The following is a 16,897-nucleotide window of genomic DNA, read 5'->3' as shown; positions in this document are numbered from 1 at the left end:
CAGGTCCCCGCGGCCTTCGTTCAAACCGCTCGCAGACGGGCCAGCAGACCACGCCGCCCCGAGCGCATCATCAGCCGGTGGTTGAGGCGGAAGAACGGCCGCCCCGGCACCGCCAGCCGTCTGAGCAGCGGCTTGTGCACGACGACCTCCTGCTCGTAGCGGGCGAGTGTGCCGCCGCGGCCGGCGGCGACCGTCCAGCGTGCCCAGCCGTCGAGGTCGCCGGACATCGCCACCTCCAGCACCCCTGCCGCCGGATCGCGGCGCACCTGCCGCGCGGTGAAGGTCACGGTGTAGGGCAGCAGCGAGCGGACGGTGATCGCGCCGGTGGTGTCGTCGAGCGGGGTCACCTCGCGCACCTGGCGCCACCAGAGGGGGTAGTCCTCGGCCCGTTCCAGGACGGCGTAGACGACGTCGGGCGGGCCCGGAAGGGACCAGAGGCTGCGGAAGCGGTAGTGGGTCCAGTCCATGGGGAGAGTCTGCCCGCGCTTCCGCCCGCCGCCGCGGACCCGGGGACATGAGTACGTTCTGAGTATCCGCACTCATGCCGTACGGCGTGATGGGGACCACACTTGCCCGGCATGACCCACCTTCCGCCGCCGGCCGAGGAGCTGCGGCTCATCGACGCCGAGCTCTTGCAACTCGACGCCCGCCGGGCCCGGTTGCTGGCACGGCGGGCCTGGCTGCTCGGAGTGCTGCGGGCGGTCCCGCCGACGCCCGGCCACCCGCCCGTGCCGGCCCCGCCGGGTCCCGAGGCCGCCGTGCCACGCGTGCAGAACGTGCTGCTCCTGCTGGGCGGTGTCCTGCTGACGGTCGCGGCGATCGCCTTCACCGTGGTCGGCTGGGGCAGCCTGGGCATCGTCGGGCGGTCCCTCGCGCTGGGCGGGGTCACGGCCGCGGTACTGGCCGCACCGGTGCCGCTGCGGTCGCGGGGGCTGGGGTCGACCGCCGAGGCGGTGGCGGGTCTGGGGCTGGCGCTGACGGTGCTCGACGCGTACGCGCTGCACCGGGTCGCCTTCGCGCAGGCGGGCGGCGCCGCGTATGCGGCGGTCGCGGCGGTCGTGCTGGCGGCCGGCTGGGCGGCGTACGGTCTGCTACCGCCGGCCGGCGGGCTGCGGCTGCCGCTGCCGGCCGCGTTGGGTGCCGCGCAACTGCCGCTGCTGCTGTGGGCGGTGGCGGCGGACGCGGGGGTGTACGGCCTCGCGGCGGCGGCGCTGGTGACGGCCGGGGCCGACACGGCCGCGGCGCTGCGGGCGTCCGTACCCGCCGTACGCGTGACGGCCGCCCTGGGGGTGTGCGGCCTGGGGGCCGGGGGCGCCCTGACGGCGGCCTGGCTGTCCTGGACGGCCCCGGGTCCGGGCGCCGCCGCCCGCGCGGCGGCGCTCCTCCTCCTGGCCGCCGGGATCGCGCTCGTGGCGTCCCGGCGGGTGGTGTCCGAGGAGCACGGGGTCGGACTCGCGGTCGTCGCCGGGCTGCTCACGGTCGCCGCGGCCGGCGGCACGGCACGGTCGGCGCTGCCCGGGGTGTGGACGGTCCCGGTGTACCTCGCCTGCGGCATCGCCCTGCCGGCTGCGGTGCGTCCGGGCCGCGTGCCGGAGCCGCTGCGACGCGGCGCGGCCGTGGCCTCGGGGGCCGTGCAGGGTCTCGCCGTGCTGAGCGCGGTGCCCCTCGTGGGGGTCGCCCTGCTGGGCCCGGCCGGGTGGGTGCCGCGGATCTGGTCCGGCGCGCCGGACGGTGCGCGGGAGACCGCGACGGCCGGTCTGGACTGGCCTCCGTACGCGCAGACGGTTCCGCTGGTGCCGGCAGCCGTCGCCGCGGTGCTGCTGTGCGCGGGACGCGGCACCGTGGCGCGGCCCCGGACGGTCACCGGTGCGCTGGTTCTGGGCTGGGCATCGGTGCTGGTCCTTCCCCCGGTGCTGGATGTTCCCCACACGGCGGGCCTCGCGGTGCTGGGTGCGGTGACGGCGGGGCTGCTGGCGGCAGCGGCGGCGGTGCGGCCGTCGCCCGGGGAGGCGCCGGGCGGCACGGCGGTGGCCGTCGTCGTGCTGGCGGTGGTCACGTCCGTGCCCCTCGTCCTCGGTTCCCTGGCGTCGCGGCCCGCGACCCTGGCCGTGCTGGCCTGTGTCACCGTGTTCTTCGCGGCGGCGTCCTGGAGACCGGCTCTGTCCCCCGTCACCGCGCCGGCCGCCCTCACCGGCGGCACCGGTCTGGCGTGCGCGACGGGTGCCGCGGCGGGCTGGGCACCGCAGACCACCGCACTGCTCGTCCTGGTGGTGCCGGCCGTCGCGGCGCTGTTCGCGGCGCGGACCACACAGGCGGGGACCCGGGTGCCGGTCGAGGTGACCGGCGCCGTGGCCGGGCTCCTTGCGGTCGGGCTCGCGGCGCCGCACCCGTCGACGCTGTCGCTGGTGCTGACGCTCTGCGCGGTGATCGTCTCCGCGACGGCGGTCCGCCCCGACCGCCGCTCGCTCGGCCCTGCCGCGGCCTCCCTGTTCGTCCTGGCCGCCTGGGTGCGCCTGGTCGCCTGGGACGTGACGACGCCGGAGGCGTACACGCTGCCGGCGGCCGTCCCGGCCCTCGCCGTCGGGGTCCTGCGCCGACGCCGCGATCCGGGGACCTCGTCCTGGACGGCGTACGGCCCGGGCCTCGCCGTGGCGTTCCTGCCGAGCCTGGCCGCCGCGTGGGCGGACCCGCACTGGCTGCGCCCCCTGCTGCTGGGGGCGGCGGCGCTGGCGGTCACGCTGCTGGGCGCCCGCCACCGGCTGCGGGCACCGCTCGCCCTGGGCGGCACCGTGCTCGTCCTGGACGCACTGCACGAACTCGCCCCGTATCTGGTGCAGGTCGTCGGCGCCCTCCCGCGCTGGGTGCCTCCGGCCCTCGCCGGGCTGCTGCTGCTCGCGGTCGGGGCGACGTACGAACGACGCCTGCGGGACGTGCGGCGGGTGCGGGAGGTGCTGGGGAGGATGGACTAGGGATCCTCCCCTTCGGTGGCCCGGCTCACCGGGCGCAGGCACGTGGAGCTCCCGGACGTGTGGGGCAGGCGTCCTTCAGGGTCCGTTCGAAGCCGTGCTCGGGTCCGCTCGTGAACCACCTGCCTCCGCAGCGCCTGCCCCGGTGCCGTAGCGGATGCGGCCCCCAGGAGAAGCGGCGACGATGGAATGTGCAGGCACGGCGCGATCACCATCCCCGGGGGCGCGGAGAAGCGACATGCCGACTCACAAGGTCCGCTCGGACATCAGCGTTCTCAGTGACAGCCTTGAGGTGCCGGGAATCGGTCACCTTCCGGTGAACGCCTTTGTGCTGTTCGCCTCCCAGCCCGTTGTCGTCGACACCGGGCTCGGGCTCCCCGACCGGAACTTCCTGGAGGTGGTCGGTTCCGTTCTCGATCCCGCTGATGTGCGATGGATCTGGCTCACCCACCCCGACCGGGATCACACGGGTGGAATCTTCGATCTGCTGGACGCGGCGCCCGAGGCTCGTGTGGTGACCACGTTCCTGTCCGTGGGACTGATGTCCTGTGAGCGGCCGCTGCCCCTCGACCGCCTCCATCTGATCAACCCGGGACAGACCATGGACGTCGGCGACCGCACCCTCACGGCGTTCAGGCCGCCCCTGTACGACAGCCCGAGCACGGTCGGCTTCTTCGACGACCGGACGGGGGCCTGCTTCAGCTCCGACTGCTTCGGTGGGCCGATGCTCAACGCCGAGCTGGCACAGGCCGATGACGTCGGTACCGTCGGCGAGGAGGATCTGCGGGCCGCCCAGCTGCTGTGGGCAGCGGTGGACAGCCCGTGGACGCAGAACGTGGATGCCGAGAAGTTCCTCGGCACCTTCCAGCCGATACGGGAGAGGGAGCCGGAGTTCGTCCTCTCCGCACATCTGCCGCCGGCCGTCGGGATCACGGGGACGTTGATCGACAGACTGGGTTCGGCGGCCGGGGCCCCGCCGTGGGTGGGACCGGACCAGGCCGCGCTCGAACAGATGCTGGCGGGACTCCAGCCCGGCGGCGGACGGCCCGCGCCCTGAATCCCGGGAAGCCACCGTCTGGTGTCGGACACCCCATGGCGTTGAACGTCAGGTTGAACGTCAGGCGGCATGGAGTTCGCCGTGGTGCGACCGTGCGGTCCTGCCGGGGTTGATCACGTAGACCCGGCAGCAGGAAGCGACGAGGGCCTGACCCCACGGGCCCCGGTCGCTCTGCACGCGCCATCGGACGACCGCGGTACGCGGCCGTCGCACGCCGGTGCGGGCGCGGCGCCACCCGTGGCGGAGGACCGGAGCCGTGCCGGGCGCCCGAGCCGGTGAACAACCCCCTGTCACACCGGCAGCACTCCGGCAGGCGACGCGGCCCGTCCAGGCGTCGGTGGCCACGACGTCGCCCGGCGACCGGGCCACCGAACGGCGCAGGTCCCGGGCGTCGAGGGGCCCGCGCCGCCCCAGGCCGTGTCCCGGTCAGGTTCACGCGGCCCGAACCTCGGCGGCGACAGGGGGCATGCGGTCCTGCCGGAAGCCGGGACGGGTGGGCGCGAGCCGTGACCCGGCCCCCTCCACCGGGCCGTTGGGCTGGAGATCTCGAGCGCGGCCTCGCAGGAGCGCGCCGTCGGGGACGGGTGTGTGGCGGGGCCCTGGTGGCCGGCCCTCCTGCGACGGTTGAGTCCGATGGTCGCCTCCGTGACGTCGACCCGGTCCCGCCCGGGGTGCTCACGATGAAGAGGCCCTGCCGTTCCGACGAAGGCACGGGTAGGTCCCGGTGCGTGCGTCGACGACCGCGGCCGGGGTGGTCGAGGCGGGGCGCGGTGGTGCGTGCCGTCGGCCCGGGACGGCCACGGGGCGGCATCGTGGAGGGGTCGGGTGCACGGAATCCCGGTGTCCGTCCGGGAGTTGACGGGTCGAAGGGCGACTCGCGCGCCGTACTTCCGCAGAAAGGGGGCGGTGTTCCGGAATATGTCCGGTGAATTTCCGCCCGGGCCTGCATCCGGAACTTCTCCCGGAATGCGAGGGGTCCTGGAAGTCGCACTTCACCCTGATCTCCTGGAGCCGCTTCTCGACGATGCGGATGAACCTGTTGATCCTCTTCCGACACCCCGCGGCCCCCTTTTGAGTAACGGATCGTCACCGATCCGCGCACGGGAATCCGGCATCGCCTCCCCACCCCGTCACGGAGGCGGAGCCGACGTGGCGTCGAGGTTCCGGCCGCGTGGAGGATCGTGCATCCGGCGGCCGCGTCTGCGTTCCTCCTCCCCCGCTGCCGTGGCTTCCCCCAGCACCTCCACCGCTCGTGATCCGCCTGGCCTGCTTGACCCACTTGATCTGCTCGATCTGCTCGACCCGCTCGATCTGCTTGATCTGCTTGATCTGCTTGATCTGCTTGATCCATTTCATCCGCTTCGGGCAGCGCTTGCCGCTGCAGCCGTGGGGCGGAGGTGCGTCGACGACGCGGAGGGGCGTCTTCCGGGTGGGTGCCCCAGGGCGCCGTAGGCGGGCCGGGGGGCGGCATCGGCCGAGGGGGCCCGTCGGCGCGCTCCGGGTGACGGCCGGGCAGGGGCGGGGACGGAGCCGGTCGGGGCGGGCGGGGCGGCAGGGGTGGCATCCCGACCGGTCGGCGAGGGAGCCGGATCACCGCGGTACGGCGCCACTCCGCGTGAACGACGACACCGGCCCACCTGCCGTCTGGCAGGTGGGCCGGTGTTTTGGGTGGGCGATACTGGGTTCGAACCAGTGACCTCTTCGGTGTGAACGAAGCGCTCTCCCACTGAGCTAATCGCCCGGACGCAGGAAGAACATTACCCCATGTCAGGGGGTGCCTGTGACCACCCCCGGCGGGTGCGGCGGAGGCAGGGACGCGGCCCTTGCCACCGGCCCTCGCCCCAGGTCACGGCCGGGCCGGGTACCGTCGCCCGACCTGCCGGTCACTGGTCCTCGATCTTCCAGGGCATCACGAGACCGAACTTCCACAGGTAGACGCCGACGATGGCGACCACGATCACCAGACCGGTCGCCGTGAGGATGATGTTGCGGCGCCGCACCTCTGGGTCCAGGGCGCGTTGGGCTGCCTCGGTGACCTTGCGCTTGGTCCAGCGGAGCACCAGCTGGGCCCAGACGAACTCCGTCGCCCAGATCGCCATGCCGCCGAAGATCACGACCCAGCCGGGGCCGGGCAGCGGCAGCATGATGACGCCGGCCACGACGACCGCCAGGCCGACGACGAAGACCCCGACCTGCCAGCTGACGTGCAGCGCCCGCCGCGCCTTGACGAACTCCGGCGCCCGCGAACCGAGCCCCTGCTCGCCGGCCGTCCCGCCGGTCTCGTCCTCGCCCACCTTCGCCCCGTCTGTCGCCACGGCCGCCTCGCCCGGCTCGTCACTCCCCGTATTCATACGTCGAAACCCTACCGGAGAGAAACCGGTCACCGGAATGGCCGTAGTGGGCGAACGGGTCCTCGGCCGGAAGAGTTACGTAAAGACAGGCAAAACACTCAGAGGGGTTTACAACGGCACCGTAGGTGGCATGTCGATTTCGCCGACGTGCGAATCCCCGAGCGCACACTGAGCGAAAGGCCCTGGCGCTTATGAACACCACGGTCAGCTGCGAGCTGCACCTGCGCCTCGTTGTGTCGAGCGAGTCCTCCCTGCCTGTCCCCGCAGGCCTGCGGTACGACACGGCCGACCCCTACGCCGTGCACGCCACCTTCCACACCGGAGCCGAGGAGACCGTCGAGTGGGTGTTCGCCCGCGACCTCCTCGCCGAGGGGCTTCACCGTCCCACCGGCACGGGCGACGTCCGTGTCTGGCCGTCGCGCAGCCACGGCCAGGGCGTCGTCTGCATCGCCCTGAGCTCTCCGGAGGGTGAGGCCCTGCTCGAGGCCCCGGCGCGGGCCCTGGAGTCCTTCCTGAAGCGGACCGATGCGGCGGTGCCGCCCGGTACGGAGCACCGCCATTTCGATCTCGACCAGGAGCTCTCCCACATCCTCGCGGAGAGCTAGGGACCGAAACCCCCACCAAGCCGCCCGGCGCCGTCCACTCGGGGAGACGGCACGGGCCCGGACAACCACATACGGTGAGCGACGGCGCCGTCCCGCGGGATCTCCGCGGGGCGGCGCCGTCCCGTACGGGCGGCCGGTGGCCGGACGCCCCGGGCCCGCCACGGGAACGTCTGCGCCGTCCGCCGCGTTCTACGGTCATCCCGGGGCGGGGACTCGCCCGGTGCTCCCAGGCCGCGAGCCACTACCATCGGCCAGCATCAGCGGGCGCCCGCCCGACCCCCAGGCCAGGGAGCGAATCGTGCTGATCACCCACGACACCCGGTGTGCGCTGGAAGCCGTGGTGGATCTGGTGAACACCGCGCCGGAGGACGACACGGCGGCGGACGGGCTGCCGGACATCGCGGCCCTCACGGATTTCGTGCGGAACCACCAGGTCAGCGACGTCGGGACGCTGTCGGAGTTCGACCTGTCGGCCGTCCGCAGGGTCCGCGGACGGTTCGCGGGCATCTTCGCGGCGCCTGACGCACGGACCACGGCCGGCCTCATCAACGAACTGGTCGCCGCCGCGGGCACCACCCCCCGGCTGACGGACCACGACGGTTACGACTGGCATGTGCACTACTTCGCCCCGGGCGCGTCGGTCGCCGACCACCTGGCGGCCGACGGCGGGATGGCGCTGGCGTTCTTCGTGGTCGCCGGTGAGCAGGAGCGGCTCCGCCGCTGCGAGGCCCCGGACTGCCGGCGGGCCTTCGTCGATCTCTCGCGCAACCGCTCGCGCCGCTACTGCGACAGCCGCACCTGCGGCAACCGGCTGCACGTGGCGGCCTACCGGGCACGCCGCAAGGAAGCCGCGGGCTGACGTGTCCGCGTCGCGGTGCGGCGCGAGAGCCCCACGAAAGCCCGCCGGCTGGTGGATCGCGGTACCCGGCGGGTGGCGCCGGGGACCGCGGGTACGGCTCACAGCAGCAGCAGGTCGTGCAGCGCACCCATGAGCAGCAGACACCCGATCACCGCAAGAAAGATCATCAGCGGTGGCTGGGAAAGGGCGAAGAGGCATCCGCGCGGCTCGTCCTGAGGTGGCGCGGCGTCGCTCTGTGTCGTGTCCAGCATCTCGCGGGCGATGATGGCGCAATCCGACCGCCTCGCGCGATCAACACGCCCGGAAAGAGCGGGAGTTCGCCGGATTCCGTGATGTCCGCTTCACGGCGCGATCACACCGCGATCAGGCCGTGCACCGACCGTGACCGCTTTCGGTACGGAGTGATCCTTCTGTGTCTCCGTCCGGAGCGCCGCCCCTCAGATGCCGTGCTTCTTGAGAATGGCCTCGATGTCGGAGAAGTCGTCCGAGGAGTCCGCGCGCCCCGCGGACGCGGGCCGGCCGGACGAGCGGTCGCCCGGGCCGAGGGAGGGCGCGGACGCTGCCGGGGCCACGGCGTCGCGCTGCGCCTTGCGGGCCTCCTTGCGCTCGTCGCGCGTGCCGCCGCGGCGGCGCTCGACGGCGCGGGTGGTGGCGAACAGGGCCCAGGCCGCACCGAGGACGACGACGCCGGCCCAGGCCGTCGGGCTGAAGGCGGTGTCAGCGGCCCACTCGACGGTGCCGGTCATCACCAGGCCGATCGGGATCAGGGAATACGCGGCGATGCGGGCGGCGGCGAGGAACCGCTTCCGGTAGGCGGTGACCGCCGCGATGCCCAGGCCGGCCGCGGACACGGCGGAACAGACGGTTTCGGCAATCATCCGGTCCTCCAGGCGGGGCTCGGTCGGGCGGGGGCGTCTCCCCCTTCCATCCTGCACCGTTCCCGGCCCCCCGGGCCATCCTCCGGGCAGACATCAGGGACATCTCCGGGTCATGTCCTCCGCAGGTGCCGGGCCGGAGCTGGCACCGGGGGAGGGCCCCGCGGCGGAGCACGGTGCGGCGGTCCGGCGCGGGGCGGTGCCGCACCCGGCCGGAATTGGGTGCTGTCCGCCACGGCTGGAAGACTGGGCCCATGAACGAGTCCTCCCCTCTCTCCTCCGCCGCGCCGTCCGGGCCCGTCGTCCTCGACGTCTGGTGCGAACTGCAGTGCCCGGACTGCCGTGCCGCCCTCGACGATCTGCGCGCCCTGCGGGCCCGCTACGGCGACCGGATGGAGCTGCGGCTGCGGCACTTCCCGCTGGAGAAGCACAAGCACTCCTTCGCCGCGGCGCAGGCCGTGGAGGAGGCGGCGGAGCAGGGCCGGGGGTGGGCGTACACGGAGGCGGTTCTCGGCCGGGTCGAGGAACTGGACCGGCGGGGAGAGCCGTTCCTGGTGGAGGTGGCCCGCGAACTCGGCATGGACGCCGAGGAGTTCGACACCGCGCTGATCGACGGCCGGCACATCCTGATCGTCGACGCCGACCAGGCCGAGGGCAAGGCGATCGGCGTCACCGGTACCCCGACATACGTCATCGGCGGGCAGCGGCTCGACGGCGGCACGAGCCAGGAGGGCCTGCTCGAGCGGATCACGGAGATCACGGACCGGCTGCTGGCCGGGCAGCCCGCCTGATCAGGCGCCCGCCCGGCCGGTCACAGCAGCGGTTTGCACAGGGTCCACCGGGTCGTCTCGTAGCCCAGCGACGTGTAGAGCCGCTCGGCCGGGGTGTTCCCGGCGTGCACGTTGAGGCCGAGGACGCGCCGGCCGGCGGCGATCGCCTGGCGTTCCGCGAGCAGCATGAGCGCCCGGCCGTGCCCCCTCCCCCGGTGGGCCGCGTCGGCCTCGACGTCGAAGACGTACGCGTCGTCGTCGCGCAGCGCCAGCCAGAGGGTGCCCACCCGGGTGCCCTCGTGCTCCAGGACGCTGAAGAGCATGCCCTCGGTGGTCCGGCCCCGCGGCAGCAGGGTCTCGTGGTCCCGGCGCGCCTTGGCGTACGCCGCGTCCCCGGGCACACCGCGCTCGATCCACAGGCGGGCGTACTCCTCTCGGGAACGGGTGTGCCAGGGCTCGAACTCGGCCGGCGTCATGGGGCGCGCGCAGCTGCCGGCGGGCAGCTCGGGCGCGGTGCCGGCGAGCCGCTTCCGCATCCCGCGGTTGCGCGGCACGTACCCCAGCGTCTCGAACAGCCGCAGCGCCGCGGCAGCCCCGGCGGGCACGCTCGTCTCGATCTCCCGGCAGCCCCAGCCCCGCGCCACCTCCTCCGCGGCGAGAGCGGCGACGGTGCCCCGGCCCCGGCGGCGGTCCGGCCCGTCGATCCGCAGGTCGACGATGCGGGCCGTGGAATCGCCGAAGGAGGGGGCGGTGCCGAGGTGTATCGCGCCGACGGGACGGCTGTTCACGCACACCTGGTAGTGGCGTGAACGCGTACCGTCGGCGACGCGCTGGAGCGGCTCTGCCGGCCGCAGGGTCGTGGTCATCACGGGTGTTCTACCCGCCCGGCCGGGTCCCCGTCACCCGGTCACGCCGGACTCACGGGTCCAGGTCGGACCCGGAGCGCTCGTCGAAGATGCGCATGGCCTTGGCGGTCACCGGACCGGGCGCGGCCGGCTGTTCGCGGCCGTCGACGCTGTGGACGGCCTGCACGTCGCGCAGGGTCGAGGTCAGGAAGACCTCCTCGGCGCGGCCCAGGGCGTCCATCGGGAGGTCGGTCTCCCGGGCGCCGGTCCACTCCACGACCAGCCGGCGGGTGATGCCCGCGAGGCAGCCGGAGGCGAGCGGAGGGGTGTGGATCTCGCCGTCGAGGACGACGAAGACGTTGGAGCCGGTGCCCTCGCAGAGCCGTCCGACCGTGTTGGCGAAGAGCGCCTCGGAGGCGCCGTGTTCGTGGGCGCGGGCCAGGGCGACCACGTTCTCGGCGTACGAGGTCGTCTTCAGGCCGGTGAGCGCGCCGCGCTCGTTGCGGGTCCAGGGGACCGTGATCACGGCGGTGGAGTCGGGGCGGCGGGTCGTCTCGCCGACGGCGACGACGAGGGTGGGCCCGTGCTCGCCGCGGTCGGAGCCGAGGGGGCCGTGGCCGCCGGTGTAGGTGATGCGCAGCCGGCCGAGCGGCACGGGGTTGGCGCGCAGCACGGCGGTGCAGGCGCGGCGGACCTCGTCGAGGTCGGGGTCGGGCAGACCGAGGCCGCGCGCGGAGCGGGTCAGCCGGTCGAGATGCCGGGTCAGCGCGAACGGCGCGCCGTCCACCGCCTTCACGGTCTCGAAGACGCCGTCGCCCACGGTCAGCCCGTGGTCGAAGACGGAGACGCGGGCGGACTCGATGTCCTGCAGCCCGCCGTCGAGCCAGATCTTCACGTGTCCGGTCCCTCTCCACTCACTCCACTCGCCTGGTATGCCCCCGACGCTACCGCGAGCAGCCGCGAGGCCTTCAGCTCGGTCTCCCGCCACTCCCCCTCGGGGTCCGAGCCCCAGGTGATCCCCGCCCCGGTGCCGAAACGCAGCGCCCCCGCGGCGCGGTCGATCCAGAAGGTGCGGATGCCGACGGCCAGCTGGCCGGTCCGCCGGTCGGCGTCGACCCATCCGACGCCGCCGCAGTACGGGCCCCGTGGTGCCGTCTCCAGGGCATCGATGATCCGCAGGGCGCTCGACTTGGGCGCGCCGGTGACCGAGCCGGGCGGGAAGGCGGCGTCCAGCAGCTCCGGCCAGCCGGCGCCGTCCCGCAGCCGGCCCCGGACCGTGGAGACCAGGTGGACGAGTCCGGGGTGCTTCTCCACGGCGCACAGGTCGGGCACGGTGACGCTGCCGGTGGCGCTCACGCGCGAGAGGTCGTTGCGGACCAGGTCCACGATCATCACGTTCTCGGCGTAGTCCTTGGTCAGCAGGTCCGCCTCCGTGCGCCCGGTGCCCTTGATCGGTCCGGACTCCACGATCCGCCCGTCGCGGCGGAGGAACAGCTCGGGGGAGGCGGTGGCGATCTCCACGCCGTGCCCGGGGAGCCGAATCGTTCCCGCGTACGGTGCCGGGTTGCCCCGGGCCAGCAGCGCGGTCAGGGCGTCCACGTCCGCGCCGGGTGCGACGGGTGCGGACAGCACCCGGCAGAGGTTGGCCTGGTAGACCTCGCCGGCCGCGATGTGCTCGCGGATGCGGCGCACGCCCGCGGTGTAGGCGGCGCGGTCGAGGGAGGAGGTCCACCCGTCCGCGGCCGGCCCGCGCCACCGGCCCGGCACCGGCGCGGGCACCGGCTCCGTACCCACGTCACGGAAGCGGGCGCAGGTCAGACGACCCTCGAAGTCCGCGACGACGGCCCAGAAGCCGGTGGAGTCCAGGGCTGCGGGGTCGCTGGTGACGTCGAGGAGGCCGGTGGCGAGGCGGTCGCCGAAGCGGGCGAGAGGAGGCAGGTCGAGCACGCTGTCGAGTCTATGGCGGGGGCCCGGAGGCGGGCCCCCGGCCGTCCCGCCCGGGGCCCGAGCGGGTCCCTGCGGGGGCGCACCGCAGCACGCTGCACAAACGCGTTTTTGTGCTGGCCCAGGAATCCGCTAGAGTTCAACACGTCGCCGGGACGCGGAAGCGGAACCGAAACGACAAGCGGACGTAGCTCAGTTGGTAGAGCGCAACCTTGCCAAGGTTGAGGTCGCGAGTTCGAGCCTCGTCGTCCGCTCGAAGGAAGTAGGGGTCGTCCCGATCCCCTACACTCCTGGTGGAGTGGCCGAGAGGCGAGGCAACGGCCTGCAAAGCCGTCTACACGGGTTCAAATCCCGTCTCCACCTCCAAGGACGATTAGCTCAGCGGGAGAGCGCTTCCCTGACACGGAAGAGGTCACTGGTTCAATCCCAGTATCGTCCACTGGATCTTCGGATCCCCCGCGCGATTAGCTCAGCGGGAGAGCGCTTCCCTGACACGGAAGAGGTCACTGGTTCAATCCCAGTATCGCGCACGCCCTGTGACCACGGAGTCACAGTGAGGACGATTAGCTCAGCGGGAGAGCGCTTCCCTGACACGGAAGAGGTCACTGGTTCAATCCCAGTATCGTCCACCGCCCGGAGCCCCGGCCGTCTCGAACGGCCGGGGCTCCGTCGTGTGTGGTCAGCTGGAGAACAGCATCCGGCCGAAGCCCTTGTGACGGCGGTGCCCGTAGTGACCACCGTGGTGACCTCCGTGGTGCGGCGTGCCCCAGGCCGGGGCGGGCGGGTACGCCTGCGGCGCGGCGGGCGGGGGCGGGGCCGGCTGCGCGTACTGCGACTCCAGGCGGGTCAGCGCCTCCAGTTCGCCGTAGTCCAGGAAGATCCCGCGGCAGTTGCTGCACTGCTCGATCTGCACCCCGCTGCGGGTGAAGGTGTGCATCGGCGCGTGGCACTTCGGACACTGCATGGTTCGGCTCAACTCCTCGCTCCGGCTTCGCTGTCCCCGGGACAGACTCCGTCCGGCCCCGGTCGGTTGCACCCTACGTCGGGGAAGTTCGGGGTCAACTGCCGAGGGGGGCCGACCTCATGCGGGCGCAGGCGTCCACCAGGGCCTCCTCCACCTCGTCCGGCGGGCGGCGCCCCTCGGCGGCCCTGACGAGCGCCCGGGCGGCGCCCTGCACGGTGAGGGCGCGCGCCGGAACGTCCAGGGCGGGCCAGGGATCGCCGTCCGCGGGGACCGCCGGTCCGCCGGCCTCGCGGTAGGCGGTCAGGAACCGGTTCCACTCGTCGGGCGGCAGCAGGCCGCAGGCGAACCAGGCCGCCGGACGGGCCAGGTCCCAGGCGGGCGCGCCGAGACCGAGGTCGTCGACGTCGATCAGCAGCCAGGGGCCGTCCGGGGCGGGGTGGCGCACCAACTGGCCGAGGTGGAGATCGCCGTGGCACAGGGAGGCGCGCCCGGGCGCGGGTCCCTCGGCGCGGGCCCACGCGGGAAGGACGGACCAGGCGTGCAGGACGGCGCGGGCCGGGACCCGGCCCGCGCTGCCCCGGCCGGCGGCGGCTTCGAGACGGGCGACCGCCCGTGCCGCCCTGGCCGGGCCGCGCATGGGGGGCAGGCCGGGCGGGGGCTGCGTGCGGTGCAGTCGGGCGAGGAGGGTGGCGGCGGCCTCCCAGGGGGCCGCGTCCGGGTCCTCGGGGTCCACGGGGGCGCCGTAGGGCCAGCAGGTCACGAGGCGGCCGTTGACGTCGGCGGGGTCCGGGCCGCACGGGGGCAGCAGGATGCCCGGCAGCCGCGCGGCCGTGGCGAGGCGGGCGGCGAGCTCGGCGGGGTCGGTACCGGGGGCGTGCGCCTTGGCGACGGCGCCGGCGTGGCGGACGACGGCGGCGTCAGGGCGGTCGGCGAGGGTGACGGGCGGTCGGCACCGGACGCAGGGCGCACCGTCAAAGTGGGCCGCGCTCCTGGCCCGGGCGGCGAGGGCGGGGAGGAGCTCTGGGGGCATGGGTCCTCTGCGGGGCGGCGGGGGCTTGGGGGTGAGGGTACGGGGTTGCGGGTGCGGGGTGCGGGGCGCGCGTCGGGACACCGCGTGGGGCGGGCCCCGCAGGTCTTGTGGACAGCGCAGACATGTGGCACGGAGCCGCCGGGCACGGAGCAATGCCGGCGCAGCTCCCCAGCTGCGCCGGCATCCTTGCCGTCCGCCGCACCCCCGTCCCCACGGGGTTTCATGGGTGGATGTCCCCGCCCGGACCGCTCTTCCGGGCCTGGGGTCGCCGCTCAGCGCCCCAGCATCACACCCACGGACGACGCCTGTGTGACCACTGCCTCCCAGCCGCCGAAGGCGTACACGAGCAGGGCCGCCAGGGGCAGGACCATCGCGGTCGCCACCACAGGGTGGCGACGGCCCGTACGGCGGGGGCGGAACGCCGCGCGTCCCGGCCGGCGGAGCGTGCTCCGCGGTGCCGTGTGGGCCATGGTCCCTCTCCTGACCGTTTCCGGTTGTCGTCGGGAGCGGCGGGTGCCGGACCTCGGGGGACGAGTGCTCCACCCGCTGCTCGACCTCAAATCTAGGTCCGCGGCGGGGGCCGGTCGTCATGCCTTCGTACCGATTGCCTGGCCTCCCGGAGGATGAGCCGCCACCGGCGGCGTACTCCCCTGGGTGGAGACGGGGGGACCAGGCCTCGGGGTCGACCCGGACGGGACGCGCGGTCCCGCCCCTCCGCCGGCGCCTACGTACCGCTCCTCCCGGGTCCGGTCCCGGGAGCGTGCCGGGCGGCACGACCGGCTCGGCCGCTTCGAGTGATCTCGCTCACGTGCGCGGCGGCCCGGCGCCCCCGCGGCGCCGCCCCGGGCACCGCCCCGCCGGGCCCGGCATCCCGGGTCCGCGTCGCATCCCCGGTCACCCGGCCACCCATCGCACGGTCGTCCCGCGCCGGTCCAACCCCGGCATGCCGAAGGGCGGTTGAGGGGCGGGGCCGGCCCCTGCCCGCCTGTTCGCCGACTTGCTGACCCCTCTTCAAGTCTCCTGCCGCGCCTCGGTAACCGATCCGGACGAGAGGGCGCGGCCTCTGCGCGCGAGCGGCCGGGGACTCGTAAGCTGTGGCACGTCACACGGACCGGGCAGCGGGGATGAACATGGCGATGATGCGCCTGAGGCGCGAGGACCCGCGCGTCGTCGGCTCGTTCAGGCTTCACCGGCGGCTCGGCGCGGGCGGCATGGGTGTCGTCTACCTGGGCTCCGACAAGAAGGGGCAGCGGGTCGCCCTGAAGGTGATCCGGCCCGATCTCGCGGAGGACCAGGAGTTCCGGTCGCGGTTCGCGCGGGAGGTGTCCGCCGCACGGCGGATCCGCGGGGGCTGCACGGCGCGCCTCGTCGCCGCCGATCTCGACGCGGAGCGGCCCTGGTTCGCCACGCAGTACGTGCCCGGTCCGTCCCTGCACGACAAGGTCGCCGCGGAGGGCCCGCTGGGGGCCGCCGACGTCGCCGCCGTCGGGGCCGCCCTGTCCGAGGGGCTCGTCGCGGTGCACGAGGCCGGCGTCGTGCACCGCGACCTGAAGCCGTCCAACATCCTGCTGTCCCCCAAGGGGCCGCGGATCATCGACTTCGGCATCGCCTGGGCGACCGGCGCCTCCACACTCACCCACGTGGGAACCGCGGTGGGCTCCCCCGGCTTCCTCGCTCCCGAGCAGGTGCGCGGAGCCGCGGTCACCCCGGCCACGGACGTCTTCTCGCTCGGTGCCACGCTCGCGTACGCCTCCATGGCCGACTCGCCGTTCGGGCACGGCAGTTCCGAGGTGATGCTGTATCGCGTGGTGCACGAGGAGCCGCAGTTGCACGGCGTGCCGGACGCGCTCGCACCGCTGGTCCGGACGTGCCTGGCGAAGGACCCCGAGGAACGGCCCAGCACCCTCGAACTGTCGTTGCGGCTGAAGGAGATCGCGACCCGCGAGGCCCACCACGGAGTGGCGGACGTGCGCCCGCCCACACCGCGGACCGGGGAGGCGGAGCGGACCACCGGGCGGCTCACCGACGGCAGTTACCCCGAGCGTACCCAGCGCCGCACCCAGCCGGGCGGCGCCGGAACCCCGCCGCCCCGGGGCACGACCGGTTCACGGGCGGGCGCGGCCCGCGGCGGTGTGCCGTCGCGCGGCGGCACCGGGGGCGGCACCCGCGGCGGGTCCGGTGCCAGGCGGGGCGGCGGCCCCTCGTCCCGGCCGGGTGCGCGGTCGGCTCCCGTCCCGTCCCGCGGCGGCCCGCGTTCGGGGAGCCGTCCGGCGCCGCGCAGTGGCGCCGGACGCCCGGCACCGCGCGGCACGGGGACCGGGCTGCGGCCCGCCAACCCGCGGCTGCTGCGTCAGCGCCTGTTCGTGTTCGTCGTGGTGACCCTGCTGGTCGCGCTCGGCATCGCCGTGGTGCAGGGCTGTCAGGGGCCCGCGCGCGGTCTCGGCGGGGGCGACGGCGTCGCCCCCGGCTCCGGACGTCGGGTGCAGGTCGATCCCGGCCGTCCGCCCCCGGCGGACGGTGGCCGTCGGCCGGAGGCCGGGCCCGGGTTGCTGCCCGGAGCCGGGCGGAACCCCTGAGGCCGCCCCCGGACCGGACGGCGGAGCCCTTCGGGCCCGCTCTCGGCTCCGGACG

General features: G+C 74.2%; 17 protein-coding genes and 6 tRNA genes. 11 read left to right on the top strand and 12 right to left on the bottom strand.

The genetic code is table 11. The features are described from left to right. Window positions 1-20 precede the first annotated feature (20 nt). On the bottom strand, window positions 21-467 hold the full coding sequence (locus I3F54_RS21040) for an SRPBCC family protein (protein WP_240120377.1): 447 nt from the start codon (window positions 465-467) through the stop codon (window positions 21-23). A 111-nt stretch (window positions 468-578) separates the two neighbouring features. On the opposite strand from I3F54_RS21040, the gene I3F54_RS21035 reads away from it, so the two are divergent. Both I3F54_RS21035 and I3F54_RS21030 read left to right on the top strand, forming a co-directional pair. After that, on the top strand, window positions 579-2,969 hold the full coding sequence (locus I3F54_RS21035; RefSeq protein ID WP_240120376.1) for an SCO7613 C-terminal domain-containing membrane protein: 2,391 nt from the start codon (window positions 579-581) through the stop codon (window positions 2,967-2,969). Between the two features lie 235 nt (window positions 2,970-3,204). Next, complete coding sequence (locus tag I3F54_RS21030) at window positions 3,205-4,023, top strand: MBL fold metallo-hydrolase (protein ID WP_240120375.1); 819 nt, start codon at window positions 3,205-3,207, stop codon at window positions 4,021-4,023. A 1,086-nt stretch (window positions 4,024-5,109) separates the two neighbouring features. Here I3F54_RS21030 and I3F54_RS21025 read toward each other — a convergent pair. The 3 genes from I3F54_RS21025 to I3F54_RS21015 form a co-directional block, all read right to left on the bottom strand. Continuing rightward, the gene (locus tag I3F54_RS21025; protein ID WP_240120374.1) at window positions 5,110-5,379 is read right to left on the bottom strand and encodes a hypothetical protein; all 270 of its coding nucleotides are present in this window, start codon (window positions 5,377-5,379) and stop codon (window positions 5,110-5,112) included. Window positions 5,380-5,692: 313 nt separating this feature from the next. Next, window positions 5,693-5,764 (bottom strand) — tRNA-Val (locus I3F54_RS21020). Window positions 5,765-5,906: 142 nt separating this feature from the next. After that, window positions 5,907-6,374: a TIGR02611 family protein gene (locus I3F54_RS21015; protein ID WP_240120373.1), complete on the bottom strand. Its 468-nt coding sequence runs from the start codon at window positions 6,372-6,374 to the stop codon at window positions 5,907-5,909. Window positions 6,375-6,565: 191 nt separating this feature from the next. On the opposite strand from I3F54_RS21015, the gene I3F54_RS21010 reads away from it, so the two are divergent. Beyond that, complete coding sequence (locus tag I3F54_RS21010; RefSeq protein WP_004002642.1) at window positions 6,566-6,979, top strand: SsgA family sporulation/cell division regulator; 414 nt, start codon at window positions 6,566-6,568, stop codon at window positions 6,977-6,979. 298 nt (window positions 6,980-7,277) lie between these two features. Next, on the top strand, window positions 7,278-7,838 hold the full coding sequence (locus I3F54_RS21005; RefSeq protein ID WP_240120372.1) for a CGNR zinc finger domain-containing protein: 561 nt from the start codon (window positions 7,278-7,280) through the stop codon (window positions 7,836-7,838). A 98-nt stretch (window positions 7,839-7,936) separates the two neighbouring features. On the opposite strand, the gene I3F54_RS21000 is transcribed toward I3F54_RS21005, so the two are convergent. Beyond that, window positions 7,937-8,089, bottom strand: coding sequence for a hypothetical protein (locus I3F54_RS21000; RefSeq protein WP_205383711.1), 153 nt, complete (start codon window positions 8,087-8,089; stop codon window positions 7,937-7,939). A gap of 186 nt (window positions 8,090-8,275) precedes the next feature. Further along, window positions 8,276-8,716 (bottom strand): hypothetical protein, encoded by a 441-nt coding sequence (locus I3F54_RS20995; protein ID WP_240120371.1) that lies wholly within the window; start codon window positions 8,714-8,716, stop codon window positions 8,276-8,278. Window positions 8,717-8,967: 251 nt separating this feature from the next. Between I3F54_RS20995 and I3F54_RS20990 the strand changes: the two genes are divergently transcribed. Continuing rightward, window positions 8,968-9,504: a DsbA family protein gene (locus tag I3F54_RS20990; RefSeq protein WP_240120370.1), complete on the top strand. Its 537-nt coding sequence runs from the start codon at window positions 8,968-8,970 to the stop codon at window positions 9,502-9,504. Between the two features lie 20 nt (window positions 9,505-9,524). On the opposite strand, the gene I3F54_RS20985 is transcribed toward I3F54_RS20990, so the two are convergent. The 3 genes from I3F54_RS20985 to I3F54_RS20975 are packed head-to-tail and all read right to left on the bottom strand — an operon-like array spanning window position 9,525 to window position 12,275. Beyond that, entirely contained in the window at window positions 9,525-10,349 is an 825-nt protein-coding gene (locus tag I3F54_RS20985) for an N-acetyltransferase (RefSeq protein ID WP_240120369.1), read from the bottom strand. Between the two features lie 52 nt (window positions 10,350-10,401). After that, window positions 10,402-11,223, bottom strand: coding sequence for an aminotransferase class IV (locus tag I3F54_RS20980; protein ID WP_240120368.1), 822 nt, complete (start codon window positions 11,221-11,223; stop codon window positions 10,402-10,404). Next, window positions 11,220-12,275, bottom strand: coding sequence for a chorismate-binding protein (locus I3F54_RS20975; protein WP_240120367.1), 1,056 nt, complete (start codon window positions 12,273-12,275; stop codon window positions 11,220-11,222). Before I3F54_RS20975 ends, I3F54_RS20980 begins: the two co-directional genes overlap by 4 nt. 178 nt (window positions 12,276-12,453) lie before the next feature. Here I3F54_RS20975 and I3F54_RS20970 point away from each other — a divergent pair. The 5 genes from I3F54_RS20970 (at window position 12,454) to I3F54_RS20950 (ending at window position 12,901) form a co-directional block, all read left to right on the top strand. Continuing rightward, a tRNA-Gly gene (locus I3F54_RS20970) sits at window positions 12,454-12,526 on the top strand. A 38-nt stretch (window positions 12,527-12,564) separates the two neighbouring features. Continuing rightward, a tRNA-Cys gene (locus I3F54_RS20965) sits at window positions 12,565-12,638 on the top strand. 1 nt (window position 12,639) lies between these two features. Then, a tRNA-Val gene (locus tag I3F54_RS20960) sits at window positions 12,640-12,711 on the top strand. Between the two features lie 19 nt (window positions 12,712-12,730). After that, window positions 12,731-12,802 (top strand) — tRNA-Val (locus tag I3F54_RS20955). 27 nt (window positions 12,803-12,829) lie between these two features. Continuing rightward, window positions 12,830-12,901: transfer RNA gene (locus I3F54_RS20950), tRNA-Val, on the top strand. 50 nt (window positions 12,902-12,951) lie between these two features. Here the strand turns inward: I3F54_RS20950 and I3F54_RS20945 are convergent. The 3 genes from I3F54_RS20945 to I3F54_RS20935 form a co-directional block, all read right to left on the bottom strand. Next, window positions 12,952-13,236, bottom strand: coding sequence for a zf-TFIIB domain-containing protein (locus I3F54_RS20945; protein ID WP_240120366.1), 285 nt, complete (start codon window positions 13,234-13,236; stop codon window positions 12,952-12,954). A gap of 94 nt (window positions 13,237-13,330) precedes the next feature. Further along, a complete protein-coding gene (locus tag I3F54_RS20940) occupies window positions 13,331-14,266 on the bottom strand; it encodes a phosphotransferase family protein (RefSeq protein ID WP_240120365.1) in 936 nt (311 codons plus the stop codon). A 272-nt stretch (window positions 14,267-14,538) separates the two neighbouring features. Beyond that, entirely contained in the window at window positions 14,539-14,736 is a 198-nt protein-coding gene (locus I3F54_RS20935) for a hypothetical protein (protein ID WP_240120364.1), read from the bottom strand. A 654-nt stretch (window positions 14,737-15,390) separates the two neighbouring features. Here I3F54_RS20935 and I3F54_RS20930 point away from each other — a divergent pair. Continuing rightward, window positions 15,391-16,842 (top strand): serine/threonine-protein kinase, encoded by a 1,452-nt coding sequence (locus tag I3F54_RS20930; protein ID WP_240120401.1) that lies wholly within the window; start codon window positions 15,391-15,393, stop codon window positions 16,840-16,842. Window positions 16,843-16,897: the final 55 nt, after the last annotated feature.

The organism is Streptomyces sp. MUM 2J (genome assembly GCF_022414535.1).
In the GTDB taxonomy this organism is placed as follows: domain Bacteria; phylum Actinomycetota; class Actinomycetes; order Streptomycetales; family Streptomycetaceae; genus Streptomyces.
Note: the sequence above shows the minus strand (reverse complement) of the source record. Positions and strands in the feature narration are given on the sequence as shown.

Bases quoted from the DNA above. Each gene is read 5' to 3' on its own strand.
- I3F54_RS21040 (WP_240120377.1), bottom strand. From the start codon at position 467: ATGGACTGGACCCACTACCGCTTCCGCAGCCTCTGGTCCCTTCCGGGC.
- I3F54_RS21035 (WP_240120376.1), top strand. From the start codon at position 579: ATGACCCACCTTCCGCCGCCGGCCGAGGAGCTGCGGCTCATCGACGCC.
- I3F54_RS21030 (WP_240120375.1), top strand. From the start codon at position 3,205: ATGCCGACTCACAAGGTCCGCTCGGACATCAGCGTTCTCAGTGACAGC.
- I3F54_RS21025 (WP_240120374.1), bottom strand. From the start codon at position 5,379: ATGAAATGGATCAAGCAGATCAAGCAGATCAAGCAGATCAAGCAGATC.
- I3F54_RS21015 (WP_240120373.1), bottom strand. From the start codon at position 6,374: ATGAATACGGGGAGTGACGAGCCGGGCGAGGCGGCCGTGGCGACAGAC.
- I3F54_RS21010 (WP_004002642.1), top strand. From the start codon at position 6,566: ATGAACACCACGGTCAGCTGCGAGCTGCACCTGCGCCTCGTTGTGTCG.
- I3F54_RS21000 (WP_205383711.1), bottom strand. From the start codon at position 8,089: ATGCTGGACACGACACAGAGCGACGCCGCGCCACCTCAGGACGAGCCG.
- I3F54_RS20995 (WP_240120371.1), bottom strand. From the start codon at position 8,716: ATGATTGCCGAAACCGTCTGTTCCGCCGTGTCCGCGGCCGGCCTGGGC.
- I3F54_RS20990 (WP_240120370.1), top strand. From the start codon at position 8,968: ATGAACGAGTCCTCCCCTCTCTCCTCCGCCGCGCCGTCCGGGCCCGTC.
- I3F54_RS20985 (WP_240120369.1), bottom strand. From the start codon at position 10,349: ATGACCACGACCCTGCGGCCGGCAGAGCCGCTCCAGCGCGTCGCCGAC.
- I3F54_RS20945 (WP_240120366.1), bottom strand. From the start codon at position 13,236: ATGCAGTGTCCGAAGTGCCACGCGCCGATGCACACCTTCACCCGCAGC.
- I3F54_RS20940 (WP_240120365.1), bottom strand. From the start codon at position 14,266: ATGCCCCCAGAGCTCCTCCCCGCCCTCGCCGCCCGGGCCAGGAGCGCG.
- I3F54_RS20935 (WP_240120364.1), bottom strand. From the start codon at position 14,736: ATGGCCCACACGGCACCGCGGAGCACGCTCCGCCGGCCGGGACGCGCG.
- I3F54_RS20930 (WP_240120401.1), top strand. From the start codon at position 15,391: ATGAACATGGCGATGATGCGCCTGAGGCGCGAGGACCCGCGCGTCGTC.